The sequence below is a fragment of the Wenjunlia tyrosinilytica genome (assembly GCF_014646055.1).
GTDB lineage: Bacteria > Actinomycetota > Actinomycetes > Streptomycetales > Streptomycetaceae > Wenjunlia > Wenjunlia tyrosinilytica.
Map to the genome: position 1 here is coordinate 22,376 of NZ_BMMS01000039.1, position 26,483 is coordinate 48,858.

Sequence of the window (26,483 nt, forward strand, 5' to 3'; positions counted from 1 at the left end):
CGTGTGGGTGCGTCCACGGGGGAGACCTCATGGGGGTCTCCGGCACCTCTAGTCGGCTTTCGGGGCAGGTTTGTTGTCCGCCGACGAAGCCCAGGAGTGGTACGACAGGCCCCAGGCGCGACGGACACGTCTGCGCGACTCGGGGTGGTGCCAGTCCTTGATGTCCCTCAGCAGCTGGTCGTAGTCCAACGGCTGCCCGATGGAGCGCAGCTGGGCGATTAGGCCACGCAACCGGTACACCAGTGACGGCACAGAGGTGGTGTTCACGGCGGCCGCGACCCGGCGGTCCACGGCCTCTTCGCTGAAGCGTTCGCTGCGGTGCAGGGCGCGCAGGGCCGCCCCCACCCGCACACCGCGCTTGTGCATGGGCCGGCGCTCGCTCTGCTGGTGCAGACCGTACAGCGACAGGGCCGCGTGTTCGGCCTCGAGCTCCGGCGTGACCCGCCCGTCGGTCACGCTGGTGTAGAACGGCCACAGCGCGGGCACGGTCCCGGCGCTCTGCCCCAGGCCCGAGCGCAAAGCGGCCAGGTCTTCCCCGGGGGCCTCCATCTGCCTTCCGTTCCTGCTGTCGATACGCCAGGTGCCGTCGTCCTTGACGCGTTGACCCCAGTAACGGCGCACGGGGGCAGCGGTGTTGTCGGGCTGAGGGATGGTGGGCACAGCGTTTCACCCTTCCGGTGGAAGGCCATCGGTCTTTGGAGTCGTTGGCAGCCGCTGCGGCGAGCGGTCAGGCCGTTTTACGCCGGGCCGCGCGGCGGGTGAGGATCGCATCCATGCGGTCGCGGAAGCCGCGCTCGGCCGTGCTGAGCCGGTAGACGTGCTCCTTGCCGTCCTTGGTCATTTTCCGGCCCGTGAACAGGCCCGGCGCTGCGGTGGAGAAGACCTGCTCAGCCACCTGCCACGTCTCCTGGCCAGCCTTGTCCTCCCACGCCGCAAGACCCCGCTCGGACTCGTCGAAGTCCTCGCCCACTTTCCGCAGCCCCGCCAGCAGACGCCGCATCAACGGATCAAGAGCATGCAAGAGGGTGTCGCCCGGACGCTGCCCCTTGTCCCAGGGGATCGGTTCGCTACCGGCCGCCCGCCGCAGATCCGCCGAGAGGTTGTTCACCGCGCCGGCGAGCTTCTCCGCCTGATCCACCGCCTCCACGAGGGAGCCGTAGACGATGCCGTCCGGGTCCAGCGCAGTCAGCGGCAGCGGAAGCTCGTCGAAGAAGACGTCCTCGATCACAGCGGACTGGTTGCCGTAGGCGATACCGGTCAGCTCCACCTGCAGCGGATACCCCTGCGGCATCTGATCCCTCACCGCACTGAGCCGACTGAGCAGGACGCTGGTGTGGAAACCGGAGCGGGTGGAAGTCGCCTCCCGCTGGTCGGCGACCCGCTCCAGGGACAGCAGCGCCTCGAGACCGCGCCAGGCGGCCCGCCCGGGCTGGTGCCGACGAGGCCGGGCCGGAGGCGCTGCTGCGCTCTTCCCGGACTTCTTGCCGGTCTTCTTGGCGCGCGAGGCAGGACTGTCAATGATCCACGCGGTGTGCGGTTCGTCATCGGGCGTGGAGTGCAGCCGGTCACCGGCAGCGACGATGACCCGTGTCACCCGCACCCCAGCCGAGGTCTGCTCAGGGACGAGCCGGACGCGCCGCGACTGCCAGGTCCACAGGTCCAGCAGTCCCCGGGAGGCGCGAGTCTGCCAGACGGGCGTGGCACACGAGAGCGTGTCCTCGACCTTTCCCTGCGTCGCACGCCGCCGCCACTGCGGCAGATCGTCCGAGAGCAATGCCTGCCCGAAGGGGATGTTCAGCAGCAGGGTCTCGAAGACAGTGCGCCCCACGGGCATGACGACGCCCAACTGGCCCAAGGGACCAACCGGGTTCCCCGTCGTCTTGCCGGCCTTGACCAGCGGGTCCCCCACTGCCCCGGTCTTGATGGCAGCCGTGTCCCAGCAGTGGGTGTGCAGCAGCCATCGCGCGGCCTGCGCCGGGGTCAGTTCCAGCGGATCGCCCTCGGTACGGGAGGAGAACAGCGGCACATTGTTGCCCGTGGCGGCGGTGGCCACCAGCAGGGCTGATCCCTTGGTCTCCTTCTTCGCGGTGTGCAGACCCGAAACCTGCGCGAAGGGGTTCACGGAGTCGAACAGGTCAAAGAGATGACGATGCTCGTCCATGTAGTCCGACAGGGCTTGGCACTGGCCGACGGAGAAGGCTCCGGCCCTGAACATCGCCGCCCACTCCTCGGCGTTCGCAGGCCGTCCCAGAGCGTCCACGACGATGGGCAGCAGCAGCTGGCGGAAGATCGCCGGCTTCTGAGTGGGGAGGTCAACCACGAGATCCTGGAACTTGTCGGCGTCCAGAAGGAGCTGCCGTACACCCACTTCCGCCACCGCACCGAACCCGCTGGGGCCCGTCCCCAAGACGCCGTCCACCACGCTCGCCGACAGCCACGCTTCATCCAATAAATTGCACAACTCGGCTTCCCCTCAAGCTTCTCCGTCTCCCGAAGCGGCAGCAGCTTTGCACGACCGGCCACGCCGAGGAGGACAAATGCGAGAATTGACAACGGCCCCGGACGACGCCCACCCGCAGTGCGGGTGGGCACCGGGGATCTTCCGCTTCTACGTCTTGCGTGGCGGATCGGCCCCGCACGCGCGGGGACGCGGGGCGGTCGCGGAATCTCGCACCGCCCCGCGACCACTCCCCCACGCTCAGCCGGCCACGCCGTCCTCCACCAGACCGAGATCGTCGTCGTAGCGCAGACAGCGTCCCGCAAGGACAGCACCCCGCCGCCAGTCCAGGACCAGGGCCCGGCTGTAACGCAGCCGTGGATGACCGAGCCAGCCAGGCAGCGGAACAAGCTCCCTGGACGCCTCCGCCGTGTAACGCGCAGGAAGCCTCACCGTCCCACCCAGAACCTCCTCCAACAGGTCCTCGGCCACATCGCCATTCACCGTCAAAGCGCGTCCCGACAGCGTCCGGTACACCCCACCCTCCTGCACCACAACGACAACCTCCACACTTCGATCACCGTCCCGTACCACCGCATCCAAGCCAGCATCACCACCCGCACCCGCCACGGCAGCAAAATGCAGACCGGACAACGTCGCGCCCTCCCTGTCACCACGCCGGGTCAGCACGTAGGAAGCAGCCCTGGCGGCCCGGTCACGCTGCTCGCCCTCCCACCGCCGACGCGCCGACCCCACATCCTCCAGCCAAGCCGCCGGAACGCCCTCAACGCTGCCGCCGTAACCGGCCGCGACGAGCTCGGGCACCTGCCCTGGAACCCTCCAACGACTCTCACCACCTACGATTTCGGGCAGCAGAGCGGCTGCACGCAACAGCAGGTACCGCCCGTAGATGAACTCGGACGCACCCAGGAACCGCGGCACGGCACCGCCGAACCCCGCCGTGACCCCTTCTCCGCCATCCGGCTCCACCGCTCCCTCCCCTCCGGAAAAACCCGTGATGACCACACGCGGCACACCCAACCGGCCAGGACGACGCACATCCGCGTGCCGGTGCAGACGACCGATCCTCTGAAGCAGCAGGTCGATCGGAGCCAGATCAGTAACCAAAAGATCCGCGTCCACATCGAAGGACTGCTCAGCAAGCTGAGTGGCGACCACGACCAGCCGCGACGGCCGCTCCACCCCCTCCTCACCACCAGGTGCACCGAGCAGTCGCAGGCACTCCTCCGCCCGCTCGGCCCGCGGCCCCACAGCCATCCGCCCGTGCAGCAACATCACCTCCTCACCGAACCACCCACGCAGCTCGGTAAAGAGGGACTGCGCCCGGTCGACAGTGTTCCGGATGACCAGCGCACACCCCCCGTCCGCCAGCTCCCGGCCCAGATATGCAACGACCATGCTGTTGGCCGCCGCCTGCAGTGCCCGCCGCTGCTCGCGGGCAGCATGGCGAGCGGGAATCCGCTCCGGCATGAGCTCGACTTCGACATCCAGGTCCTTACGCCAGCTGTCGCAGTCCTCGACAACGAAACGCGGGCCGCTACCGTCCGGCGCCATCCACGCCGCAGTGACCGAGGGATACCCCTGCGGATCGCAGAGATCCTCAGCCATGAACTCCTCACAGCCGACGGCCCCCGACAGATACGCGTCGACCAGATCCCGACGCTGCCGGGGCGGCAGTGTCGCAGACAGCAGCACCACCGGAACCCCCGCCTGACCCAGCCAGCGCAACCCTTCCTTCAGGAACTGCGACATGTAGACGTCCGCAGCGTGCACCTCATCGAGGACCACAACCTTGCCCGCCAGCCCCGCCATACGCAGCATCACATGCTTGGTACGGGTCGCAGCGAACAGCAACTGATCGATCGTTCCCACCACAAACGGACACAGCAGCCCACGCTTGGCACCGAGGAACCACTCCGCAGGCCCCCGCGACGCCGACTGCGCCGAACTCCCCCGTACCTCAGCCACCCCAGCGCCGTACGGATCGTCGTCACAGCAGTCCCCGTACTCATCCACCCCACCGAACCGCGCCTCTGAGTCCCGCGCCCCCTCCACAAGACCGCGCCACTCCTTGTTGAACATCCGCTTGCCGTGCAGCAGAGCGACCTGCGACGCCAACTCCCCGCCAATGCCGCCCGCCCACTTCCTGACCTGCCCGAACATCGGATCGCTCGTGGCCTGCGTCGGCATCCCCACGAACACACCGTCCGCGCCGAACCGCGCCGCCAGGATCTCCGCCGCCAACAAAGCGGCCTTCGTCTTCCCCTCCCCCATCGGCGCCTCGACCACCAGCAAACCCGGACCCGCCATCTGCCGCGCCGTCTCCATCACTAGCGTCTGTGAAGCACGCGGATCCTGACCGAACCGGTCCTTGAACGCCTCCGGCCCCGGCTCGACGAGACGCCCCCAGCCCCCACGCAGGCCAAGCGCAGCCCAAGCCCGGCCGGCCCGCTTCCGCGCGCCCTCCAGCGACACCTTCGACAACTCGTCGAGACCATCGAAGTGCTCCTCATCGCTGGCAATCCAGTCCGCCATCACGATGAGCCCGCTCAAATGCAATTGGGTAGCCCGCGACGGAACCAGCACGGGGGCCGCCGCCGCGAGACTGCTGAAGCCGAGCTCCGACGTGTAGCGCTCCACCAAGGCCCGCTGCACCAGTGCCCAGCGACTGTCACCGGCCAACCGGCCCCTGGCCTTAGCACTCGGCTTCAGGGCCCCTTCGTCCGGAAACACGCCGTGATGCCCCGCCACCAGCGGCCAAATCCAGGCCACATGCTCATCACGCCACCCGACCTCCGGGAGGAGCGCACGCAGCAGATACCCGCCCGCCCGGTCATGCCGCCACCGGTGCCGCGCAACCGTCGGCTCATGCCAGTCCAGCCCCGCCGCACGAACCGCCGCAGCACCCTTCGGCCACATCCGCTGAAAGGCCGGCGTCGCCTTCCCGCAGTCATGCACCCCACAAAGCCAAGCAAAGAATCTGCGCCCTCTGCCCATCCCGCCGGCCACGTCGTCCAACATGCGCTTCGTGGACGGAGCCAGGAAACCGTCCCACATCCGCTCGGCCACTGCGGCAGTATCCAGCAGATGCGACATCAGCAGATTCTTCGTCCCGCCGGCCTTCTCCTCGGACTTCCCCCACAGAACGCCGAGGGCCCTCAGGATGTCCGAACCGCTATCGGGCGCGGGGCTTTGTAACATGTCTCTCCCTAGCTCTGTACGCTAGTTGGGCACCCTAGACCTCACCACTGACAATGCCTCCCACCTCACCGGCAAGCGGGGATGGTTGCTGAATGAGATCGGCGCTGGTCGCGTATAGAAGGGCAGGTCAGCAAGTGTCGGCCCCGCGCGTGCGGGGATGTTCCCCGAATCGCCGTGCCCGAGCTGACGTACATGTAGTCGGCCCCGCGCGTGCGGGGATGTTCCGGGGCCGGAGGGCGCGCCGATCCTGGACCCGGGGTCGGCCCCGCGCGTGCGGGGATGTTCCGCAACGACGTTCGGCAGCACAAAGGTCACGACCCGTCGGCCCCGCGCGTGCGGGGATGTTCCGAAATTCCGCGGCAGCACCCTGCGCACCAGCAGGTCGGCCCCGCGCGTGCGGGGATGTTCCTTCCTCGCCTGTGTCGAGGGCCCATTGGAGGCAGTCAGCCCCGCGCGTGCGGGGATGTTCCGCGGTGTCCCCGACTAGGAGATTGCCGAACTCCGTCGGCCCCGCGCGTGCGGGGATGGTCCCAGCAGCGACCGTCTCAGGCCCGGTCCTTGTACGTCGTCCCCGAGCCAGCCAGGATGGTCCGCCATGCACCACGGACCGCGGCGCCGCGTCGGATCGGCCCCGCGCCTGCGGGGATGGTCCGAGCGTCCGGGTCCTCCCGTTCTTCCCTGTCGGTCCCACGCCAGCGGGAAGCAGAGGGCGATGATGCCAGGCGAGCCGGGGCTGGGTCGCGTAGGCGGGCGAGTCCGGGTGCAGGGCCAGCTGTCTGGTCTTCCGCTGGAAGGCAATGGCCAGCCGGGGCGACGCCGGACTGCGTCGGTGCAGGCTGCTCGTTGGTGGTGGCGCTCGTGGACTTGGTCATCATTGCCTCCTATCCGCGTATCCGACGGTCATCATCGAGCTGCTGTTCGCCAGCTTGAGAACGCGCTGAACCAGGTCAGCGCCGTAGATGTGTACAGCGGCGGCGCGTCCGAGGGTGTCGAGGGTGGTCGTGACAAGCGTGGTATCGCCCGCCATGAACTCGCCGAGCGCCGTTGCCCGCATTTCCGCCAGGTCCTGCGGGCTCAGGTCCTCGATACTGGCGAGCTCGGGCAGCGCCGGTCCCTGGTCGTGAGGCTGTGCCAGGGGGGCGAGCGCCTCGGCCACCAGGCGACGGACGGCCATGCAGCGGGGAGCTTCCCAGTCGCCCTCCCACTCCTGGTGGCGGGCCTGCTCCGCGCGGCGAGAGTCCCGGTACGCCTGGACGGCCCGGGTGCGGCCGTCGGCGTCCGGCCACAGTGCCACCGCGCCGTTCAGCCGCTGGGCGAGGAACCCCGACGGGCGGTCCACCCGGGCAGGGACGTCGCGGCAGTCCAGGAACGCGATGACCTCCTCCGCCGTCCATCCGGCGTCCGAGACCTCCCGCAGGATCCAGGCGATCCGGGGCACCGAGGCACGGCCCATCCACGGCACCTGGCGGATCAGTTCGGAAGCCAGCTGGAAACGGCGCCCCACTGAAGTGAGCTTCCGGCCACGCTTGCCCCTCTTCGGGATGGGGGACTTGCTTCGCCCGCTCGCGCGCTTGCTCTCAGGGGGCAACACAGTAGTACCGGCAGTGGAAAGGCTTGCTGGAATACCCTCCATTAGGGTGCAACGCGATGTTGCCGAAACACTAGTCACAACAGCCCTGCCAGTCCCCTTCCGGGCGCCCTTCGCGGGGGCCTTCGAGGACGTCTTCGAGCGCGGCCTACGGACCTTCCGGGCCGCCTTGTTCGCCAGCTTCGCCATCAACTCCCGGCCCGCCTCCGCGATCCCAGTCATCCGCCGCGTCGTTCCCTCACCCACCGTACGCACGCCCAGGGCGACGTCGAACTCCATCGGGGTCATCCGCGCGAACTCCGACGCCCGCGCGGCTTCGCCGCGTACCCGGGTCCCACGCACCACATAGGCGAGCAGTCCTGTCTCCCGCAGCATCGCCAGGTGGTACTCCACTGCCCGCTCGGACAGGCCCGTACGGCGCTTCAGGTACTCGATGCCCGGGCGGCACGGGGACAGCTCCGCGAGCTCCTGGGCGACGCGCACCGTCGTCGGCCCGAAGCTACGCGGCCCGTGCGACCGATGCCGGCGCGGCTCGTACAGACCCGACCCGGCCACCCAGTGGACTGCCTGTATCCATGAGTAGGCATCCACCGCGATCCGTCCGGACGTCGTCGACACCCACTGAGCCGACTCCGGCACCCACAACCCGGGCAGCACGCCGACCGCCCCTGCCTCGGAGCGTAGGGATGGCACCTGCCCCAACGCGGCCTGCACCGCCACGGCACTCATCGGCCCGCCCCGGTCGACGGCAGGCCATTCGCCCTCGACATGTCTGTCCGGGGCCCCGAACAGACACTCAAACCTTGTGCGACGAGCTGTCGAACGCTCGATGGCACGAGGGCCGCCAAGGGCTCGATTGTCAGCTGGCACCAAAAGCGACGGATCTGGGTGAATCGGCCGTGCCGGGCCTCACTGTGAGGCTTGGGCGCCTGTACACGTGACTGATCCGACAGCGAAAGGTCAACCATCCGGCCATGCCAAAGCTGGCGGACGGCAGCAACGTCATGCAAAATGAGGACCGCCGTTCTTTCCGGAAACTGGACGGCAAGGAGCCCCCTCTCGGAGCTCCGTGGTTCAGGGAGAACCAAAGCGAACTGTTCGAAGCCGGTTCGCCGGGTCGAACAGAACCTCCAAGGCCCTGGCAGGCCGAAGGAGAGCACGGGCGCGGCGCTGGTGACTGGCATCACCAGCGGCCAAGCCCGGGCGGCAAGAAGACCTGTATTTGTGCAGGCGCCGCCCGAGAAGAACTACGTCATTCCCGCCCCCTCAGCACCAGGGGCGCCCACTGCGGCGCAGCACGTCAAAGCACCCGACCGGAGCGACGATCGCGTCGCTGCTACGGCGGACGCCTGGTATGTCCTTGGGCAGGTACGGGTACCCTGCATCATGTCGAGACCTTTCCTACAGGTCGTCGGCCGCCACCCCCGGAGAGCCACCTCGCGGGGGTCAAGCTTGTCTGTATCGATCTTTGCGGGGGCTACATTACTCCCCTCGCGCCACACACAGGTGTACGGTCTGGCAACGGGTCGCACCCTTCGCAAGCAGCCCTGACGTACCGTCTGAACACCTAGAGGCAGCGGTGCCAGCCGCTTCTGCCACCTGTACGAGGCATCATGACCCTCATGAATGCGACCGAGGCTCTGCCCAATGACAGCTACGCCCCGCCTGCCCGGCGACGCGGATATGTCCAGGCGATGCGCAAGATCGCTGAAATGCGGCCGGCCGACACGCTGGTGCGCGTCTACATCAGTGCGCCCCCCTCGGTCATTGAGCGCCCCAACTGGGGGCGCCGCCTCGAAGCCGTCCGCGATGCCCTGCCTGGCGGTGTGGAGCTGCTCTACTTCAACACCGTCTTCCCTGCCGACATCGACATGGCCAAGGCCTGGCCGGAGTTCGCGGAGACACTCGATGGACTCGTGGTCATCGGCAAGAGGAAAAAGGCCGGCAGCCTCGGCCGGACGCTGCAACTCGGCCCCGTGGCCCGCACCGAACTCCTCACCCTCGTGGCGCAAGGCAAGCCGGTGCTGCTTCACACCCTCGAGTACGGTCTCGTCCCAGTACTGGACTGCGCGCCCAATCGCACCGGGCCCAAAGGCCGTGAGCGCCTGAAGCTGAAGATCCCCGATGGGTGGAGTTCCGAAGCCCCGACTCTGAGAGCAGCCCTTACTGCGCTGGCGCCACCCCGCAGGGAAGGAGACGCGGTACAGGCCGACCAGTCGGCTCACCTGGTGCATCCTTCCGGGCCTCCTCACTAATCCGTTGCCTGGCACCGCTTGCCCCCGGCTCCGAACGGATTTCGCCAGCGCAGCCAAGGCGGTTGGGGCAGTTGCCTTCAGATACCCGCCAGGCGGGCAATCGCTTGCTGGGTTTCCCGTGAGGCGGGAAACGCGCCGCCACGGAGCTCGTGAAACGGGGCCCGTGCGGTCACGTCACCTCGCCCCCGCCCGGCTGGAGTGCGATGGCGAAGCAGTGCGGATTTTCCTGCCGGAACGCCGACGCCGTAAACGCTCACCGCGTGACCTCCGGCGCCTGCACGAGGGCGTGGGTGCCGCTGGTGCGCCACTCTTGGTTGGATGCTTCGAGGGTGACCAGTTGTTGCTGGCTCAGTCCGACGATCACGTCGGACTTTAAGGTGCGCAACGCCGCGACGGGGCTGGGGAAGTAACCCGTCAGGTCCTCGTAGGGCGTGGTTGCGTCCCAATGCCGGTCGCCGACGAGGCGACGGTAGTTGAGATCGCCCTTGACGATCGTCACTGAGGAGGCCCCGAACTCGTCTCGCAGATCCTCCGGCATCGCGCTGTACGGCAGCGGGGCACAGAAGAAGGGGTGCGAGCGCACATCCAGGCGACCGGTGCCCATCGCGTCCCACAGGCGCCGGCCGATCTCGCCGGCCTGGCCGGGAGCGTGGACCAGGCGGCGCAGGCTGTCGATGACATCGGACATCGTCGCGTCGGAGACGTAGTACGGATAGGGCTTGACGTGCAGCACGGCGGCCGCCGCGTAGCCGCGCTGGAGCAAGTGGTCGATGAGGACCAGGTCGGGGATGAGTTCGCGGCCGGAGTTGTCTGCCACCACCGCGACGGTCCCGGGCGTTACCTCGGTGAGGCGTGACCACAGCGACGTGCTGTCGTCGACGACCAGGTTCGTCGCGATGGCTCCCGGTGCCGCGTTCTCGATGCGGAACCCCAAATCGGCGCGGTTCCCCCACAGCGACGACTGCAGGAGCATCTCGGCCTGCTCGGGCGCCGAGCGAGACGGGAGCGCATCGAGGGCCCGGAGTTCCTCGTCCACCACGGAGCTGTGCAGCTCTGCCCGTTTGGCCGGGGCGAAGGGGTCAATGCCCTGCCATGGACCGGTCTCGAAGTAGCTGGTGGCGGCGAGTAGCTTGCGGTAGAAGAAGCTCTCCGCCCAGAGGAAGGGCACGTCGAGCCAGGAGCGGCCGAAGTAGTCGCTCCCCCAGGCCGCCCACGCCTCGTGGTCGAACGCGTTGGTGTCCAGGGGCGTGATGCTGCCGTCGGTGATCTCTTCCAGCAGGTTGTCCAGAGCCCGGCGCTGCTGCGGACTGTACGGGTAGGCGCTGCGGACCTGCTGAATCAGCGCCGGGTGGCGCTTTTCCAGGACACCGTGGGCGAACGAGCCCGGGAGGTTGCTCAGGATCACCGGTGCGCCGGCATGGTTTGAGCCCTGGCCGGTCCGGCCGCGGGGTGCTTGCGCGGTCATCGCTGATCAGCCCTTCGTGTCCTGCGCACTGCCTCGCTTCGTACGTACACATCAGCAGGTGGATACGGGTCGTGCCCCGCGAGCCCAGGAGTGACCCACGATGGGCAGACGTCACGATGGTTCATGGTGAGAACGGTCGCTCCCATTCGTGTGCGAGGACGGAGTACAGGACGCTGTCCCGCCAAGAGCTGTTGGTGAACACGTGATCCCGCAAAACGCCTTCCCGTACGAAGCCAAGCTTTTCCACAATGGCGATCGAGGCCGCGTTCTCCGGCCCGATGGCCGCACTGATTCGGTGCAGACCGAGCTCGGCGAAGGCATAGGTGGTCAGAGCGCGGGCCGCGTCCGTGGCGTAGCCGCGGCCCCATTCCTCTGCTGCGATGGCGTAGCCCAGCTTTCCGGCCTTGACCCCGGCGAAGCCGATCCGCGCGAAGCCGATGACGCGGTCGTCATCCTGCTTGGTCACCGCCAGGTAGTACTCAGTCCGCGGCTCTTGCTGAGCGCGTTCGAGAGTTCCATCGATCATGTCGATGGCCTGGTCGCGGCTACGGCTGTCGAAGGACAGCCAGGTGGTGACCTTGTCGTCGCCGACGATCGCCAGGACGTCGTCGATGTCCTGCATGGAGAACTCCCGCAGGACGACGCTGACGCCGGTGACGCGGATCGGATACGGCAACGGGACTCCTAACGAGGCAGGGACTTCAGTGGCGTGCGGGCGAAGATCTCGATCTGCTCGTGCAGGTCGCCACCGGCGTCGGCGAGTGGCGAGTCCCGCAGAAGGGTCACCGGAAGTGCGGCGAGCGATCATCTGCCCCGGATCCAGCATGACGACCGCTGTACGAGCGGAGAAGGTCTGGCTGTAGCAGCGGCGTAGCAGTGGCGTGGAACCATCGTGGAATTCCGCGGCGTCAGCAGCACGGATAGGGTCGCCGACGTGAACCTCGCCCTCTTTGACTTGGACGGCACACTGGTCGACCGGCAAGCTGCCTTCACTGGCGCCGTCGCCGACCTGTGCCGGGCGTACAGCTTCGGGCCCGAGGTCGAAACCTGGATGCTTACCGAACTCGCCGACCGGGCCAACGCCGCGGACTTCGTCCGGCTGCGCGAGGCCTTCGCGCTCACCGAGCCTGCGGCGCAGCTGTGGCAGGCGTACGTCGACCAGGTGGCAGCTGCCGTCTCCTGCCGCCCCGCCGTCCTCAATGGCCTGGCCCGGCTCCGCGAGAGCGGCTGGACGATCGGCATCGTCACCAATGGCGCCTCCGATATCCAGCGCGCCAAGCTCACCGCGACTGGCCTCGCCGACCTGGTCGACGGCGTCGCGGTCTCCGGCGACATCGAGGTCCGCAAGCCCGACCCGCAGCTGTTCCAGCTCGCGGCTGCCCGCTGCCATACGGTGCTGTCCCGCGACGTCTGGATGACCGGCGACAACCCGGCCTGCGACATCGGCGGCGGTCACCAGGTCGGCCTGCGCACCATCTGGCTGCGCGGACGCCCTTGGCCCGACGGCGTCCAGGCTCCGCACCATGCCGTCGACGACGTCACCGATGCCTTCGCCGTCCTGCTCAACGACCGCCCGGAGTAGACCCGTGGACCAGCAGACCGTCGGCATTCTCCACCCCGGCAGCATGGGCGCGGCTGTCGCTGCATGCGCCGCGACCAACGCCGACGCGGTGCTGTGGTGCCCGGCAGGCCGGAGCCCGGGGAGCATCGTCCGTGCGCAGCGGCACGGTCTCGAGCCGGTCGCCACACTCCACGAGCTCTTGGACCGGGCCGACACGGTGATCAGCTTGTGCCCGCCCGCTGCCGCAGAAGATCTGGCACGCGAGGTAGCCGAGCACGGCTTCGAAGACGGTGTGTACGTGGAGGCGAACGCGATCAATGCCGAACGGGCCGCGCGCATCGCGGCGCTGCTTCCACAGACCCGGGCAGTTGTCGACGCCGGTGTCGTGGGGTCACCGCCGGTCGGCGGCAAGACTCCCACGTTGTACCTGGCGGGCCCGGCTGCCGGTACCGAGTGGGTGGAGGCGCTGTTCGCTGGCACCGCGATGCGGACAAAGGTGCTGGGCAGCGCGATCGGGCAGGCTTCTGCTCTAAAGCTTGCGTACGCCACCTTCCAGAAGACTTCCCGGGTGCTCGTGGCTTTGTCGATCGGGTTGGCCCGCGCGCACGGCGTCGACCAGGAGCTCATCGGCATCGCCTCTCGACGCGCAGACTCGTACCTCGCCGAACCGGAGTACGTCGCCAAGACGGCGGCCAGGGCGTGGCGGTGGGGCCCGGAGCTGGAGGAAGCCGCCGACATGCTCGCGGCCGCCGGCCTGCCTCCGGAGATGCTGCGCGCGGCCGCGGCCACGCTGGCACGGTGGGACGACACCAAGGACGACGGCGATCTCACACTCACCGACGCCCTCAACCGTCTGGCCCAGCCGTAGCCCATCGTCATGCCGTCGCCGCTCCCGTCCACGCGTGCAGCAGCTCGTCAATGAGTCGCGCCGACCGCTCCGGCTTGGTCGCCACGGTCTCCACCTTCAGGTCCCAGAAATAGTCCGGGTGCGCGTCCATGTCCTCGCGGGTCGCCTTCCACGCCGCCAGCCGGTCGGCGGTGTCGATGTCCCCGCGCTGCTCGGACCGCTTCGAAGTTACGACCTGCGGGCACCACAGCAGCACCCGCATCCAGGTGGCCGGATAGCCCTCCACCAGGGCGCGGATGCCGTCGATCTGCCCGAGGTGCACCACGGGCACGCCGACTGCGAACGCCTGGTCCAGGCCCGGCCGGTCGATCGCATAGACGTTGCCGTACCGGCTGTTCGCGTAGATGACGTCGCCAGCAGTCTCCAGCTCCTGCAGCTGCTCGGTCGTGCCCATCCGGTAGCCGACGCTCTTGCCCGAGCCGACCTTCAACCGGGCGAACTGCTGGTACCGCCCATCGAGCGCGGCCAACGCCGCGGTGACGGAGTCCTTCCCCGAGGCTGGCGGCCCGTACAGGATGAGGCCCTGGGGGCGGCTCATACGTGCACCGCCCCGATCGCCTGCCGGGCCTGGTCGGCCAGGGACACCGCTGCCCCGAGCCGGTTGTCGACGACCATGTGCTGGACGACCGGGCGCAGCTGCAGGTCGATCGTCGTCAGGTACTCATCCCAGCGCGCCAACTTCCAGGCATCGCGGGCCGCCGACCGGAACGAGATGTACTCGCGCATCGACTCCGCGTCGCACTGCACCCAGATAGGCGCAACATCAACCCCCATCGAGCTGCACCGATGCGTCAGCCGCGCCATCCAGTCCGTGTCCGTCAGCTCCGCGATGAACGGCGCGGTGAGCACCGTGCTGATCCCACAGCGCACGTTCGCCATCGCCGACTGCATCAGGCAGTCGTACTCCACCGGTCGCACCTGCGTGCGGTAGAGGTCGGTGTGCCGGTCGTTCGGGTCCCCGCCCAGCGCCTTCAGCAGCCGCTCCACCAGCGGGCGGGTCAGCGGGTCCTTGTCCAGCAGCGGCCAGCCGGTCAACTGCACGAAGAAGCGCGCGAGCTCGGTCTTCCCGCTGCCGGCGAAGCCGCCGACCAGCAGAAGCGTAGGTCGATGCGGGTCTCCGCCGGTGTGCCGACGCTTCCACGCGTCGATGATCCGCTGCTGAAGCCCCATGTGGTCCGCGGCATCCGTGCCGGGAGTAATGCGGTTGATCGCCCGTTCCACGGCAAGGACGTGCGCGCCATTGCTCCTATCGTCAAGAGGCGTCAGCTTGAACTGGGTCTCCTCGCCGGGCAGGGGATTGCGGAATCCCAGCTCCGGCTCGGTCGCCCGGTACAGCAGGCAGTACGCACGCCGATAGTGCGGACCCGGGTAGACCTCGCCCTGTTCGTGCTGCCACAGCGTCTGCGGATTCGCCGCCGGCACTCCCTTGAGCTTGGCGCGCTCTGCCACCTCCCGAAGGCGCTCACCGGCCTTTTCCAGCGTCAGGCCATGGGCCTCGCGCTGCTCACGCAGCTTGTCGGGTCTCCAGCCCACGTGGTTCCTACCCACCCGCTGAGCCTCCGTCGTCATGATCGGGAGCCTAAGACCAGACCCCGAAATCCCATGTGTACGCGGATGTTGAAAGCCCGTGTACGAGCAGGTGCACGGGCTTCGACAACCCTCCGTGATGTTGCGCTGACGCTACGGCCGGTGAGATGGGCCCACAAGGTGTGCTGGCAGTTAGGAGTCACAGTGCGCGAGTTGAGACGCTCAGGCATCGAACGCATATTCGAGAACGTACGCGGCGCTGTCGAGGGTCATCTCGTTCACCTCGACTGCACGGCCGTCGGCATCGAAGGCCGTGCGGCACAGTTTGATCACTGGGCGCTCCAGGGGCATCTCCAGGCCTTCGGCTTCCTCGGCTGTGGGAAGGCGGCAGCGGACTTCCTCGCGGAAATGGGCCGGCCCGTGGCCGATCTCTGCGAGGCGGGCATAGGCGCCCCCCTCCCCGGTGTCGACGCGAGTGATGGCGGTGCCGTCGACCAGCTCGAACGGCAGGTACGAGGTGGCGAGCATGACGGGCCGCCCGTCCAGGACGAAGCGCCGCGACCGGGCGCACACCGAGCCACCGTCTTCGATATCGAGCATGCGCGCGATGTGCTCCGGAGCTGCGAGGGCGTCAACTCTGACATCGATCGTCACGGGCCGTTCTTCGTCCGCCGACCAAATGGACTTGCCCGCACCCCACTGCGTGCGCGCCAGCCGCTGAATGCCGTGGCGGCGGATCGGGCGGAACGAAAGGACGCGGGCGCCAGCCCCTCTCTTCGTCTCCACCAGCCCTTCGGTCCGCAGGATCTTCAGTGCTTGCCGTGCGGTCAGCACGGCAACGCTGTACTGCTCGGCCAGAGCCGACTCGCCGGGCAGGCGGTCTCCGGGGCCATATCGACCCGACTCGATCGCCGCCTTCAAGTCGTCGGCAATCCGCTGGTACTTCGGCCGCCGCGGGCCCGCCTCACTCGCCATACGTCTCCCTACCTCGTTAGCGATCCTACGGCCGTTAGCTATCGAGGCATCGGAAGGGGCGCCTTGATCCACACGGGAGCTGCGCTCGCCGAGCGGGAGCACCACCCCTACTGCGACGCCGTGTCCATGTGCTCAGGGCCGTGCCGTTCCCTGAGCTGCGGAGACCGTACCCAACTGCCCCTGTAGGCCTCATCCGCGGGAGTTCACTTGAAGCCCGACACCACGTGCCCCCCACAAAGCGAACCGTTGGAAGCAGGAAGAGGTGGGTCAATGGGCGCGGCCATCCGCTTCACAAGGAATGAGCGCGGCGGCCGCAGCGCGAGCGGACACGTACGGCCCGTGCTTCTTGGTGGCTCCCCCGGGTCTGGCGTAACAGTCCTGGAAGGGGCCCGGGCTGGTGGTGTGGATCTCGCCGACGACGTGGCCTTCATCCGCCACCAGGTGTGGCCCGGTCCGCTGCTCGCCGATGGCGTAATGCAGGCCCGACCGCTTGCAGATAGCGGTGGTCACGTCCTGGCGGTGGAGCTCTCGGAGTGCGGCTTCTGCGGTGGTCAGCGCTTCAGGCGTGCCGTCCTGGTCGCTCATGATTGCCCTTGCTCAAGTGGAAGATCGTCGTATGTGAGCTGGATGCGGTCTGCCGGTGCCGTGGTGCGGAGAACTTCCAGGACGCGGCCTTCCGGGCCCTTGGTGACGCGCTCGACAGCTATGACGGGGACCTTGCCGCTGATCTTGAGCTGGGCTGCCTCGCTCAGGGTGGGCATGCGGGAATCGACCTGCTCGCTTGCTGTCACGGGAGGATGGCCAGCTGCGGTGAGCGCACCGAAGACGCCGCCCACGACCTTGCCCTCGCCGGAGATGCCAGCTTCGTCAGCCAGGTCGGCCGGATACCAAACGTGTTGGACCTGGACGATGTCGTCGGACCCGATCATGGCGTACCGGCGACGGTGTAGCAGTTCCGTATCGGCAGGCACGCCCAGGAGTGCTGCAATGTCTTCCGGCCCCTGGCCCCGGGAGACGTGCACGACCTTCATTTGCCCATCGAGCCCCTGCTCGGCGCAGGCCGTCTCCCAGGGTCCCTTGTTTCCGCCCGGTCGGAGGACCCGGCTGTACCGGTTCAAGGGGATGCGGACGCGGGTGCGGTTCCGTACTTGCGTTCCACCTTTGCCCATGGTGACTACCAGGCCTTCGTCGGCGAGTTCCCCGATCGCGTCCCGGACCGTCTGCCGGGAGAGGCTGTAGATCTCCATGAGGTCGATGATCCGAGGCAGGGTCGTACCCGAGGGGTACTCCCCGCTGTTGATACGCCGACGCAGATCGTCGGCCAGCTGTCGATAACCGCGCACCGCAACCTCCCTCCTACAGATAAAGGCTATCCCCTATTGACACGTCAGAGGTAGGGGGTCATCCTAATAGGGGCTAGCCCTTACCTAGGGTAGTTGGCTGGCTCCGCTTCAACGACACCACCGCAAGACTGCAGGAGTCGTCCGCCCCTCACGGGCGGCCGGGGTCGATGGCACCACCAAATCCCCCGGGTCTCTCGACTGATCTGCGTGCACGTCGCAGCGCTGATGCGCTGTCCGTCCATCAGGACGCCGGATTCGCTGTGTGACCTGGTGGGCGGAGAGAGCACCGCGACGCATCCCCTCCCCTTTCGCTCGCGAGGAGATCCACCATGACCATCACGTCCGCGATGCCCACGGCCAAGAAGCGGCCGACTCGGACCCGTACGAAGCGGGTCAGCAACCGCCCCGCCATCAAGCTCTCCCAGCTCCTGCCCTCGCACATCGACCTGCGGGAACCGGTGAAGGCGGTCCTCGTCTGCGAGGACTGCGGGACCTGGTGCCCCATCACCGGCATGCAGAGCCGGGTCCAGAAGCTGGTCCCGCACCACACCGGCAAAGCCGATGAAGTCGACGCGAACCGCTGCCGCGGCAGCAACCGCCGCGTGGAGTTCGACATGACGATCCCCGAGTGGCGCCAGGCCCTGGCCGACGCCGACAAGGAGACGTCGTCCCGTCGCCCGACCACCGTGCTGCGCAAGCCCAAGGTTGCGCCCGCGCCGGCCGTCAGCCAGATCGCCGCGCAGAAGCAGACGACGGCGGAGGAAGAGCCGGGCGACGGCCGGGCCCTGTGGCTGCTGCGGGAGATGAAGTGGGCGTCGACGGAGTCGGCGGTTCGCGAGACCGACACCAGGCGCGCGCAGCGACCCACCGGTGACGCCCCGCTGGACAGCCTCACAGTCCCGCTGACCACGCTCCGCCCCAAGCGCCCCGAGCACTGACCCGCACCCGCACGGACGATCACGGCCCGGCCGTCCCGAGCGATCGGGGAGGCCGGGGCCGTGGCTGCTCGACGAGCCCGCCAGCGCCAATCGCCGTGCCCGTCGGCGCAGGACCGCGACCGGGAGGCCGGCCGCACGGTGGCCTACTACCCGCAGCAGGGCTGGGGATTTGTGTGCAATGTCGTCCTGGTCTTCGAGGTTATGTCGATCTCCGAGCTCCAGGGACTGGTTTGACGTGCTGCCTTGCGAGGTGGACATGTCGTTTCAGCGCCTCTTGGCGAGGGGCTGTGCGAGCTTAGGGGGTGGTGGTCGCCAGCAGTTCGGGCAGGATCCGCATGTCGTCGAACACGACGGTGCCTGGTCCCTCCAGCCGCGAGGACGGGGTGAGGCCGCCGCAGTAGCCGAAGGCCCGCATGCCGGCGGCCCGAGCTGCCTGCACTCCGTATGCGCTGTCCTCGATCACCGCGCACCGCTCGGGTTGTACCCCCATGGAGCGTGCAGCGTGCTGGAAGAGGTCGGGTGCAGGCTTGCCTCGACGGACGTCGGCCGCACTGAAGATGCGGTTCTCGAAGTGGTCCATCAGATCGGCGAGCTCCAGGCTTCGTCGGACGCCGGTGTGGTCACCGTTCGAAGCGACGCAGACGACCGTGGTGAGGCGATTCAGGACTTCTGCGATGCCGTCGACAGAGGTCAGTTCGGCCTCGAAGGCTGCCTCATACAGATGCTGGTATTGCTGCTGCCAGCCCTTTTCCAGGCGCCGTCCGAGCCGTTCCTCCACGGCTGCGGTGTAGATCTCGGTCGACGAGCCCACAAACCGCTCGATGATCTCAGCTTCGGTGAACGTGCACCCCAGGTCGGCCATGATCATCGCGTCTACTTTGACGCATATCTTCTCGCTGTCCACCAGCACGCCGTCACAGTCGAAGATCACCAGTTCAACAGGGCTCTGCGTCATGATCAGCAGCGTAGAGGGGGCGTGCAGGCCCCGCACCGCGTAGGGCAAGCCCATCTGCTCCAGCCAGCCGAAGAAGTCGCGCAAGTCGTAGGCGTAGCCCCGCACCGTGTTCGGCGATGTGCCCCTCGCCGCCAGGTACACGAGGAAGTCCTCCACGGCATCGACGGGCAAGCCGTCGTCCCTCACCACGGTGTCAAGACCGAATCGCCCTCGGACAACCGCAGTCTCTGCACTGCGAACGACACACCACACCCCAGATCGACATGGACAGGCGAACAGAACCCGTCCATGTAGCACCGAAAAGCCCACCTGTGACAGCGGGTTGGACATCAAAGACACCCACAAGACTGATCGGCATAGTCGAGGACACCGGTGACCTGCTGCCCGACGGTCGGATCATCGCCCCGCGCCGCCCGCTCGCGATCACCCCGAACCCGCCCTGTCGGCCAACACACCCACATCTGCACGTGAGACCACGACGGAGGAAGACATGGACTGGAGAGATCACGCCGGCTGCAAGGACGAGGACCCCGAGCTGTTCTTCCCGGTCGGGAACACCGGCCCTGCCCTGCTGCAGATCGAGGAGGCCAAGGCCGTCTGCCGTCTGCGCTGCCCAGTGATGAAGCAGTGCCTGCAGTGGGCGCTCGAGATCGGCGAGAACGCCGGTGTGGGGGGCGGGCTCAGCGAGGACGAGCGCCGCGCCATGAAACGTCGCCGCGCCCGGCGCCGTGCTCGCCAAGGGGCCTGACCGGCCACCGCCGCTGCCGCGCCCGCACCGCTGATGGTGCGGGGCGCGGCCCGGTATCAGGAACGACACCAGCCACCAGGGGCCGTCACCCGCCCCGGACCCCGGGCGGGTGACGGCCCCTGGCCGCTCGTGGAGAGGCCAGAACGACAGCGGGGCCCAGGGACGCACCCCCGGGCCCCGCCTACAGGACCCACCTGATCGAGAGGTAGACCTGATGGCGAACATCATGGCATCGCCGCCGGAGCAGCCCGATGAGGGGCTGCGCCGGTCCCGTGAGACCGACACCCGGCTCACCCGCCCCCGCACCACCCACCGCACCGACCCGGTCACCGCGGCCGACAGCGCCCGCATCTGGAGCGCCGTCACCGCTTCGCGCCGGACGGGCGGTGCCCAGTGAGCAGTCCCAAGCCCAAGCCCACGGCTCAGCTGCTGGCGGACTGCCGCCGGGACTACGAGCAGGCGCGCAGCCCCGAGGCCCGCGCCGCGGTCCAGGCCCAGGCCGACCGGGCGCAGGCCCGCCTCGACCACGGATTCGCCCGGCCGGACGGTGCCCGATGAGCGATGACACAAACCGGCGTATCGAGCGGATCCGCAAGGCCAAGGAGGCTGCCGACCGCGCGGAGGCTCAGCGCCGCGCCCAGCAGCGGGGCGGATCCCAGCAGCAGGGTGGAGAGTCTCGTGGCTGATCACAACGTCAACGGCGGCTACGGCCACGAGCCGCAGCCGACACCGCCTCCGCCTGCGCCTGCGGGCGGTGAGCAGCCCAACGGCACCGGCCGGGGCTGCTGACCGCCCGGCTGTGCTCACACGCCGCACATCGCCTGTCGGTTGCCTCCCCCGCCCGTCCCGGCCGCGTGCCGGTACGGGCGGGGCGAGGGGAGCCGGACAGCCCGAACTGCCGTGCCGCTCCCGCCCACCGGGATCGGCACGCGACTTCCCGCCCGCCCCTGCACCACTTCCACGGCCGGTCGCCCGTACGGCGGGAGGCCGGTTTTCTGCACCCCCCAGGTCCCGGGAAGAGCCCGGACTGTGCTGATAGCTGAAGGGAGTACGACCATGACGAGTCCTGCGGGACTGGCCCGTCCTGCCGCCCCGCCGGTGGCTGAACGTCCTACCGGCTCCGGGCCGCTGCGTGCGCCGCGTGCCGAGTCGGCGGACGTACCGCGGCCCAGGGGCATTGACGGCCGGGAGGAGCCCGGCCTGGCGGCCGAAGACCGCCAGGACACGGAGCGTGCCCCGCGTGAGTACGCCCGGTGGGAGCTGTGGCTCGCGGTCTTCGGAGTGCTGCTGGGCACCGGCGTGGCCACCATCGGCCTCTACAGCTCCTTCGGCGCCCTGTACGACAAGGCCGCGCTGCCGGCCGCGGTGGGGGGCTGGGGCTGGTCGGACCCGTGGATGCTGCCGGTCGGCGTCGACTCCAGCATCCTCGCCTTCGGCATCGTCAACCTGCTGCTCATCCGCACCCGCCGCCGGCTGTGGTGGGTCAAGTGGGTGCCGCGCGGCGGCACTGTCATCACGATCTACCTGAACTGGGAGGCCGCCAACACCGTGCCCGCCCAGCTCGGGCACGCCGCCCTCGCGGCCTTGTGGGTCGTCTTCTCCGAGATCGCCGCGCACCTGTACGCCGCGCACATCGGCGAGGCCCACGGCGAGCAGCGCATGGGCAGGATCCGGCTGTCGCGGTGGCTGCTCAACCCGTTCGCCACCTTCCGGATCTGGCGGCTGATGCGCCTGGAGGAGATGACCTCCTACGAGGACGCGCTCGCCCACCACAAGCGCTGGATGGTCTACAAGCAGCGGCTCGCCGCGAAGTACGAGTCCCGCCGCTGGCACCGCAAGGCCGCTCAGGAGGAACTCGCTCCCTTTCAGCTGGCCAAGGTCGGGCTTTCGGTCGAGGAGGCTCTGGCCGAGCCGCTGCTGGAGGAAGTCAGGGAGCAGCAGAGGCTGGCGGCGGCGGCCTTTCAGCGGGCCGAGGCCGAGATTCAGAAGGTCGACGCCGACGTTCAGATCCGCACCGCGCAGATTCAGGCGGAGGTGAAGCGGATCCGGGCGGAGGGCGAACTGGAGATCGCCAAGGCTGCTGCCGAGAGGGCTGCCCGGGCCGGGATTCAAAAGGCCGAGGCCGCGTTTCAACTGGCCGAGGCCGAGCGTCGGGCGGACATCGCGCTCGTTCAGGAGCGCACTCGGGCCCGCGCCCAGCAACTCGCGGTGGAGGCCGAGCAGCGCCGTACGCAGGCCCGGATCGACGCGGAAAAGGCGCAGGTCTCCTGGCGTCTGGAGCAGCAGCGGCTGAACGCCTCGGCCATGGAGGAGGAGCGGCGGGCGCTGGCGGATGCCGCCCTGCGGGCCGCGCAGGAGGAGGCCGACCTCAAGGCGGCTACCGCCCGCCAGGAGCGGCAGGCTGCCGAGGACGAAGCCGCCCGCATGAAAGCGGTGGAGGAGGTCGCTGAAAGCGCCGCGCGTGCGGCTGAACACCGCGCCCGGGAGCTGAAAGCGGCTGAGGAGCAGCAGCACGCCCGTGAGGAAGCCGCCGCCTCGCAGGAGCGCGAGGCCGCCTCGCTGGAAGCTGCGGCTGAATACCGCGCCCGCGTCGCTGAATGCGAGGCACGTGCGGTTGAAGCTGCGGCCATGGCCCGGATGACCCAGGTCGACTGGGACGTCCAGCGGGTCGCCGCGATGATCCGCGCGCGGGGTTCGGAAGCGGTCACGACCAAGGTCATCGAAGACGAACTGGGCGTGTCCGCCGGCACCGCGCACGACCGAAAGCAGCGCGCCGTGCAGCTGCTGAACGAGATGGACGACACACCCCAGCAGCAGGCGGTCTGACCTGCACGGACCGCCGTTTCGACGGTTCCACCGGCCCCCGAGACGAAGACAGCGCCTCGGGAGCTCGGTGAAGGCGCCGAAACGCCATCTCGCAGCCTTCCATCACGGCTGTCCTCGCACACCCCCAACACCCGGACCCGGAGGTCTTCTGTGAGCAGTAACCCGAACCCCGCACCTCTGCGCGACGTGGCGCAGAACCCGGAGGCAACCGCCCGGTACCTCGCCGACATCCAGCGGGTGCTGCTGGACATCGGCAAGAACCTGGAGACGCTCGCGATCGAGACCCGCGTGCACCTGCGCAAGACACACGTGGAGGGCGACCGCTGGTACCACGCCCGGCTGCGCGCCCTGCCCGTCGAAAAGGCCCTCAAGGACGTGCTTGCGAACCTCAACGGCCTGACCGAGGGGCTGGAAAAGAGCGCCTATAAGCGCCGTGCTCACGACGAGGTGGTCGTGAATACTGCACGAAGCCGCAAGGAAAAGGAGCTGGAAAAGCAGCGGAAGAAGAACCCGCAGCCACTCCAAGCTGCCCCGGAAAGCCCGCAGCAGGGTGCATTGGGCAGTAATCCGGGATATGGTGGCCCCACGTCGATTTACGGCCTGGGTGGCAGGGAGTCGGCGTGATGCGCCCCCTCAGCAGTGTCGAACGCGCAGCAGGAAAGCGGCGCACCTGGCTGGTGGAAGAGGAGCGCAAAGCCCGCGAATCTCGCGGCGAGCAGGGCGCGATGGAATTCTGGCTCCGCCTCACTCGATCCCGGATTGCCAAGGACATCAAAGCGGGACGCGGCGATGTCTACGCCGGATTCACCCTCGTCTGCCGCCTGTTCACGGCGGCGATGGACAAGCGGGCGGCGGGCGACCGGCGGCTGTGGGACGACCTGCTCACGTACGCGCAGCAGGTCGTGGACCACAAGCCCCCGCGTAGCTGAGCGCCACCGGCGAGGCCCCTTCGGACTCCGGCGGGGCCTCGCGCGCGTAAAGCGTGCACACGTGCCCGTGCACGCGCGCACACAAGGCTCACGGTCTGTCAAGTCCCCTGGAAGGAGGTGCACCGTGTCCGAAGACGAAGACAGCGGGACCCTGGTCCGAGGTCCCTGGGGCGGTGATCCCTCGTACGTGCCGCCGCCGATCCCGGCCTACTCCGACACCATCCCGCCGCCGGAGGACATTCCCGAGGCGCCGCCGGAATCACCGGAAGAGACGACCATGGAATTGCCGCCCGTTCCGCGTCCCATGGACCCGGCGGCGGCGCTCGCCTCGGAAGGAATTCCGGCACCGCAGCCGGACGGTGAATACGACGAGGAAGAGGGCCGCGAATACATCCAGCCGCGCTCTCTCGCTGACCGCCTCGGTGACTGGCTGGAATTCCGGCTGGAAGTGGCGCGTGACCGGCACGCCGGAGAAGCGTCGTTCCGGGAGGCGGAAATAGCACGCAAGGCCGCCCTGATGGGGGCCCGCACCGCTCAGGAAGTCGCGATGATGGAGCAGAACGGAAAGCTCCGCCGGGCGATGATGAAAGCGAAGGGCGACAAGGCGGCGGCGCAGGGAAAGGCCGACGCGGACCGCACGCGGTCCTCCGGCTCCGGCCCGGGCTCCGGCAAGGGACGCCCGAAGGCCGGCGCCGGGGGCGGTTCCTCGCGCGGCGGCGGCACCAACTCCGGTGGCTCCGGCCGCGGTACCGGCGCGAACGGGTCCACCGGCGGCTCCGGCCGCAGCTCTGGCGGCGGCAACTCCCCCAAGGGCACTGGAAAGGGCTCTGATCGCTCCGCAGGCGGCCGCAACAGCGGCGCCAAGGGCAATGCGGCCGGTGGCTCCAAAGGCCGCCAGAACGGCGCCGACGGCTCCGGGTCCGGCAGGGGCTCCGGCTCGGGCAAGGGCAGTTCAGGCAAGGGATCCGGCTCATCCGGCTCCGGCAAGGGCGGCTCGAAGGGTGACGCAGGCAAGCCACCGACCTCACCGGCCTCCAGTCCGGCGGCGGAGCGAGCCCGCGGCCGCCAGGAACGGGCCGCCGCCCGCCAGGCGGCACGCCAGCAACGGCGCAGCGCCGACCAGAACGCAGGCCTCGCCGACCGCAGCAAGGACCGCGACCAGGACCGCGCCAACAGGCAGGCCCTGCGGGAGCGCCGGAAGGCGAAAGCCGAACGGGCAGCTGCGGGGAAGGTGAAGCGGGAGGCTGCGGCCGACACGGACCGCACCACCTTGGGCGCGGCCGTTGCGGAGGAGGCGCAGCGCCGCTGGGACAAGCGCCGCACAGACGCCAAGGACAAGGCCGACAAGGCTGAGAAGGAAGGCGAGGCGTCGCAGCCGGACACCGAGGCCAAGGACGCCGACGTCACGACGGAGAAGATGCCCGAGGACGGCCCTGGACCGGCCGCAGGCGGCCCGAAAGGTGCATCCGCGACCAAGGAGCCGGAGGACGGCAAGAAGAGCAGCGAGAAGCCGTCTGACGGCTCCGACGAGAAGGACCCTTCGGGTGCCGCCGGGCCGGACGACGTGAAGGACCCGCCGGGCGCTGGCGACAGCGTCGGCGGGCGCTCGTTCGGAGAGCGGGTCAAGGACTGGTTCAACAAGTCCGGCGATGACGCGAAGGGCACCGCCGCCCCGGAGCCGGAGGAGCCGCCCAGGACGGTCCGGCCCGAAGGCCTCGGGGTCACGGTGGACAGCCCCGGTCGGCCGAACCGGCCCCCGCAGCCGGACTCCCCGGACGGGGAGGACATCCCGGACGCGGTCGTCGTCGACGACCCGGCCGACCCCTTCCGGGTGCATGTCGCCAGCCCGGCGGGCTTGCCTCCCGCACCCGAGCCGCACACCCGGCGTCCCGGCACCACCCGCCCCGATCCCCATACCCAGGAGAACCCCGTGACCTCGCAGGTCAACAAAACCGCGTCGGGCCAGGCCGACATGGAGGCCAAGCACCGCACCGACATCACCTTCGGCGAGTACCTGATGGAGATCGTGAACATCGCGATCGCCGCCGCACTGGACAAGGACCGCGCCCAGGACCTGGCCGTAGCGCTCGGCAACGTCGCCGACGCCCTGCGGGAGATGGCGGCCGATCTGATCGGTGACCACAACATCGCCACCGAGGTCACCGAGCAGGTCTGCGGCCTCGCCGACGCTGCCACCGGCATGAAGCTGCTGGCGGAGCGGTGCGCCACCGAGTGCGAAGTCGCCTGCGAAGCCGCCCGGATCGCCGCGGTCGCGGTCGGCCGAACCTACGGCGAGGACATCAAGGCCATGGACGACGCGGGCCTCGCGCAGGCCTCCGCCGCCGCCCACCACGACTAGGAAGAAGGACCTGCTGATGAGCAGCAACCTCGCGCCCCGCCCGGGCGGCGGCGCTGCCGCCGCGCCGACGGACGGCGACAACCGGTACAAGGCCGTTCAGCACAAGCTCAGGACGCTGGGCCAGGCCATGGACACGGCCGGGAACGAGCTCGAAGCGCTGCTGCGTGGCATGCGCTTGAACGCCCAGCGCGCCGAGGGCCTGGCCACGGACATCGCCAACGCGGAGCTCGACCGCAAGTTCGTGGAGATGACGAACCAGGTGTCCGTCGCCCTGGGCGGCGCCGCCGTGGAGGTCCAAAAGCTCCACGCCACGGCCCAGGAAGTCGGCGGCCTCGCCCACGACGCGCGGCGCACGCACGCGCGGCTGTACGAGGGACTGGACGACATCCGCTCCAGCCGCAAGGAGCGCACCCCCAAGCCGGGCTTCTTCGCCCACTGATCCGACCCA

At 68.8% G+C, this 26,483-nt stretch carries 26 protein-coding genes, 1 pseudogene and 1 CRISPR repeat array; of the genes and pseudogenes, 14 read left to right on the plus strand and 13 right to left on the minus strand.

Going from position 1 to position 26,483, the window contains the following annotated elements; translation table 11 throughout:
- Window positions 1-48 precede the first annotated feature (48 nt).
- The 4 genes from casB to IEY86_RS36975 form a co-directional block, all read right to left on the minus strand.
- Window positions 49-660, minus strand: a complete 612-nt coding sequence (casB, locus tag IEY86_RS31110; protein ID WP_229698913.1) for a type I-E CRISPR-associated protein Cse2/CasB — start codon at window positions 658-660, stop codon at window positions 49-51.
- Window positions 661-727: 67 nt separating this feature from the next.
- Entirely contained in the window at window positions 728-2,461 is a 1,734-nt protein-coding gene (casA, locus tag IEY86_RS31115) for a type I-E CRISPR-associated protein Cse1/CasA (protein WP_189135257.1), read from the minus strand.
- 237 nt (window positions 2,462-2,698) lie between these two features.
- The gene (gene cas3 / locus IEY86_RS31120) at window positions 2,699-5,659 is read right to left on the minus strand and encodes a CRISPR-associated helicase Cas3' (protein WP_189135258.1); all 2,961 of its coding nucleotides are present in this window, start codon (window positions 5,657-5,659) and stop codon (window positions 2,699-2,701) included.
- Window positions 5,660-5,795: 136 nt separating this feature from the next.
- A CRISPR array of direct repeats spans window positions 5,796-6,190; the repeat unit is 28 nt; unit sequence GTCGGCCCCGCGCGTGCGGGGATGTTCC.
- Between the two features lie 340 nt (window positions 6,191-6,530).
- Window positions 6,531-7,163, minus strand: a complete 633-nt coding sequence (locus IEY86_RS36975) for a hypothetical protein (RefSeq protein ID WP_229698914.1) — start codon at window positions 7,161-7,163, stop codon at window positions 6,531-6,533.
- 1,706 nt (window positions 7,164-8,869) lie between these two features.
- On the opposite strand from IEY86_RS36975, the gene IEY86_RS31130 reads away from it, so the two are divergent.
- Window positions 8,870-9,502: a hypothetical protein gene (locus IEY86_RS31130; protein WP_189135259.1), complete on the plus strand. Its 633-nt coding sequence runs from the start codon at window positions 8,870-8,872 to the stop codon at window positions 9,500-9,502.
- A gap of 253 nt (window positions 9,503-9,755) precedes the next feature.
- Here the strand turns inward: IEY86_RS31130 and IEY86_RS31135 are convergent, their stop codons facing one another.
- Together IEY86_RS31135 and IEY86_RS31140 are read right to left on the minus strand one after the other, a co-directional pair.
- Window positions 9,756-10,907, minus strand: coding sequence for a damage-control phosphatase ARMT1 family protein (locus IEY86_RS31135; RefSeq protein ID WP_308425188.1), 1,152 nt, complete (start codon window positions 10,905-10,907; stop codon window positions 9,756-9,758).
- Between the two features lie 181 nt (window positions 10,908-11,088).
- Window positions 11,089-11,643 carry a GNAT family N-acetyltransferase gene (locus IEY86_RS31140; RefSeq protein WP_229698915.1) on the minus strand — a complete coding sequence of 185 codons (555 nt, stop codon included), beginning with the start codon at window positions 11,641-11,643 and terminating at the stop codon, window positions 11,089-11,091.
- Between the two features lie 258 nt (window positions 11,644-11,901).
- Between IEY86_RS31140 and IEY86_RS31145 the strand changes: the two genes are divergently transcribed.
- Window positions 11,902-12,549 carry an HAD family hydrolase gene (locus IEY86_RS31145; RefSeq protein ID WP_189135261.1) on the plus strand — a complete coding sequence of 216 codons (648 nt, stop codon included), beginning with the start codon at window positions 11,902-11,904 and terminating at the stop codon, window positions 12,547-12,549.
- Window positions 12,550-12,553: 4 nt separating this feature from the next.
- Entirely contained in the window at window positions 12,554-13,396 is an 843-nt protein-coding gene (locus tag IEY86_RS31150; RefSeq protein WP_189135262.1) for an NAD(P)-dependent oxidoreductase, read from the plus strand.
- Window positions 13,397-13,403: 7 nt separating this feature from the next.
- On the opposite strand, the gene IEY86_RS31155 is transcribed toward IEY86_RS31150, so the two are convergent.
- The 5 genes from IEY86_RS31155 to IEY86_RS31175 all read right to left on the minus strand — a co-directional run bounded on the left by IEY86_RS31155 (window position 13,404) and on the right by IEY86_RS31175 (window position 17,280).
- Entirely contained in the window at window positions 13,404-13,973 is a 570-nt protein-coding gene (locus IEY86_RS31155) for a phosphotransferase-like protein (protein WP_189135263.1), read from the minus strand.
- Complete coding sequence (locus tag IEY86_RS31160) at window positions 13,970-15,004, minus strand: AAA family ATPase (RefSeq protein WP_189135264.1); 1,035 nt, start codon at window positions 15,002-15,004, stop codon at window positions 13,970-13,972. The genes IEY86_RS31155 and IEY86_RS31160 overlap by 4 nt, the downstream gene beginning before the upstream one ends.
- 180 nt (window positions 15,005-15,184) lie before the next feature.
- Window positions 15,185-15,937, minus strand: a complete 753-nt coding sequence (locus tag IEY86_RS31165) for a GntR family transcriptional regulator (protein WP_189135265.1) — start codon at window positions 15,935-15,937, stop codon at window positions 15,185-15,187.
- A 267-nt stretch (window positions 15,938-16,204) separates the two neighbouring features.
- Window positions 16,205-16,522, minus strand: coding sequence for a hypothetical protein (locus tag IEY86_RS31170; protein ID WP_189135266.1), 318 nt, complete (start codon window positions 16,520-16,522; stop codon window positions 16,205-16,207).
- Window positions 16,519-17,280: a GntR family transcriptional regulator gene (locus IEY86_RS31175; protein ID WP_189135267.1), complete on the minus strand. Its 762-nt coding sequence runs from the start codon at window positions 17,278-17,280 to the stop codon at window positions 16,519-16,521. Before IEY86_RS31175 ends, IEY86_RS31170 begins: the two co-directional genes overlap by 4 nt.
- A 329-nt stretch (window positions 17,281-17,609) precedes the next feature.
- Between IEY86_RS31175 and IEY86_RS31180 the strand changes: the two genes are divergently transcribed.
- Window positions 17,610-18,218 (plus strand): hypothetical protein, encoded by a 609-nt coding sequence (locus IEY86_RS31180; RefSeq protein ID WP_189135268.1) that lies wholly within the window; start codon window positions 17,610-17,612, stop codon window positions 18,216-18,218.
- A 60-nt stretch (window positions 18,219-18,278) separates the two neighbouring features.
- Window positions 18,279-18,452, plus strand: a complete 174-nt coding sequence (locus tag IEY86_RS31185) for a DUF5999 family protein (RefSeq protein ID WP_189135269.1) — start codon at window positions 18,279-18,281, stop codon at window positions 18,450-18,452.
- 61 nt (window positions 18,453-18,513) lie between these two features.
- Here IEY86_RS31185 and IEY86_RS31190 read toward each other — a convergent pair whose 3' ends face one another.
- Both IEY86_RS31190 and IEY86_RS36980 read right to left on the minus strand, forming a co-directional pair.
- Window positions 18,514-19,173: an HAD family hydrolase gene (locus IEY86_RS31190; protein ID WP_229698919.1), complete on the minus strand. Its 660-nt coding sequence runs from the start codon at window positions 19,171-19,173 to the stop codon at window positions 18,514-18,516.
- A 102-nt stretch (window positions 19,174-19,275) separates the two neighbouring features.
- Window positions 19,276-19,503: pseudogene (locus IEY86_RS36980) on the minus strand (hypothetical protein); the annotation flags it as partial.
- A 160-nt stretch (window positions 19,504-19,663) separates the two neighbouring features.
- Between IEY86_RS36980 and IEY86_RS31195 the strand changes: the two are divergent.
- The 9 genes from IEY86_RS31195 (at window position 19,664) to IEY86_RS31230 (ending at window position 26,474) form a co-directional block, all read left to right on the plus strand.
- Complete coding sequence (locus IEY86_RS31195) at window positions 19,664-19,921, plus strand: WhiB family transcriptional regulator (protein WP_189135271.1); 258 nt, start codon at window positions 19,664-19,666, stop codon at window positions 19,919-19,921.
- A gap of 214 nt (window positions 19,922-20,135) precedes the next feature.
- Window positions 20,136-20,318, plus strand: coding sequence for a cupredoxin domain-containing protein (locus IEY86_RS31200; RefSeq protein ID WP_189135272.1), 183 nt, complete (start codon window positions 20,136-20,138; stop codon window positions 20,316-20,318).
- The gene (locus IEY86_RS31205; protein WP_189135273.1) at window positions 20,315-20,479 is read left to right on the plus strand and encodes a hypothetical protein; all 165 of its coding nucleotides are present in this window, start codon (window positions 20,315-20,317) and stop codon (window positions 20,477-20,479) included. The genes IEY86_RS31200 and IEY86_RS31205 overlap by 4 nt, the downstream gene beginning before the upstream one ends.
- Window positions 20,476-20,607 carry a hypothetical protein gene (locus IEY86_RS37690; protein WP_265805924.1) on the plus strand — a complete coding sequence of 44 codons (132 nt, stop codon included), beginning with the start codon at window positions 20,476-20,478 and terminating at the stop codon, window positions 20,605-20,607. The genes IEY86_RS31205 and IEY86_RS37690 overlap by 4 nt, the downstream gene beginning before the upstream one ends.
- Before the next feature lie 370 nt (window positions 20,608-20,977).
- On the plus strand, window positions 20,978-22,747 hold the full coding sequence (locus IEY86_RS31210) for a DUF2637 domain-containing protein (protein WP_189135274.1): 1,770 nt from the start codon (window positions 20,978-20,980) through the stop codon (window positions 22,745-22,747).
- Window positions 22,748-22,897: 150 nt separating this feature from the next.
- Window positions 22,898-23,371, plus strand: coding sequence for a hypothetical protein (locus IEY86_RS31215; protein ID WP_189135275.1), 474 nt, complete (start codon window positions 22,898-22,900; stop codon window positions 23,369-23,371).
- Window positions 23,371-23,676 carry a hypothetical protein gene (locus tag IEY86_RS31220; RefSeq protein WP_229698920.1) on the plus strand — a complete coding sequence of 102 codons (306 nt, stop codon included), beginning with the start codon at window positions 23,371-23,373 and terminating at the stop codon, window positions 23,674-23,676. The genes IEY86_RS31215 and IEY86_RS31220 overlap by 1 nt, the downstream gene beginning before the upstream one ends.
- A 124-nt stretch (window positions 23,677-23,800) precedes the next feature.
- The gene (locus tag IEY86_RS31225) at window positions 23,801-26,035 is read left to right on the plus strand and encodes an ATP/GTP-binding protein (RefSeq protein ID WP_229698916.1); all 2,235 of its coding nucleotides are present in this window, start codon (window positions 23,801-23,803) and stop codon (window positions 26,033-26,035) included.
- Between the two features lie 16 nt (window positions 26,036-26,051).
- Window positions 26,052-26,474, plus strand: coding sequence for a conjugal transfer protein TraB (locus IEY86_RS31230; RefSeq protein ID WP_189135277.1), 423 nt, complete (start codon window positions 26,052-26,054; stop codon window positions 26,472-26,474).
- Window positions 26,475-26,483: the final 9 nt, after the last annotated feature.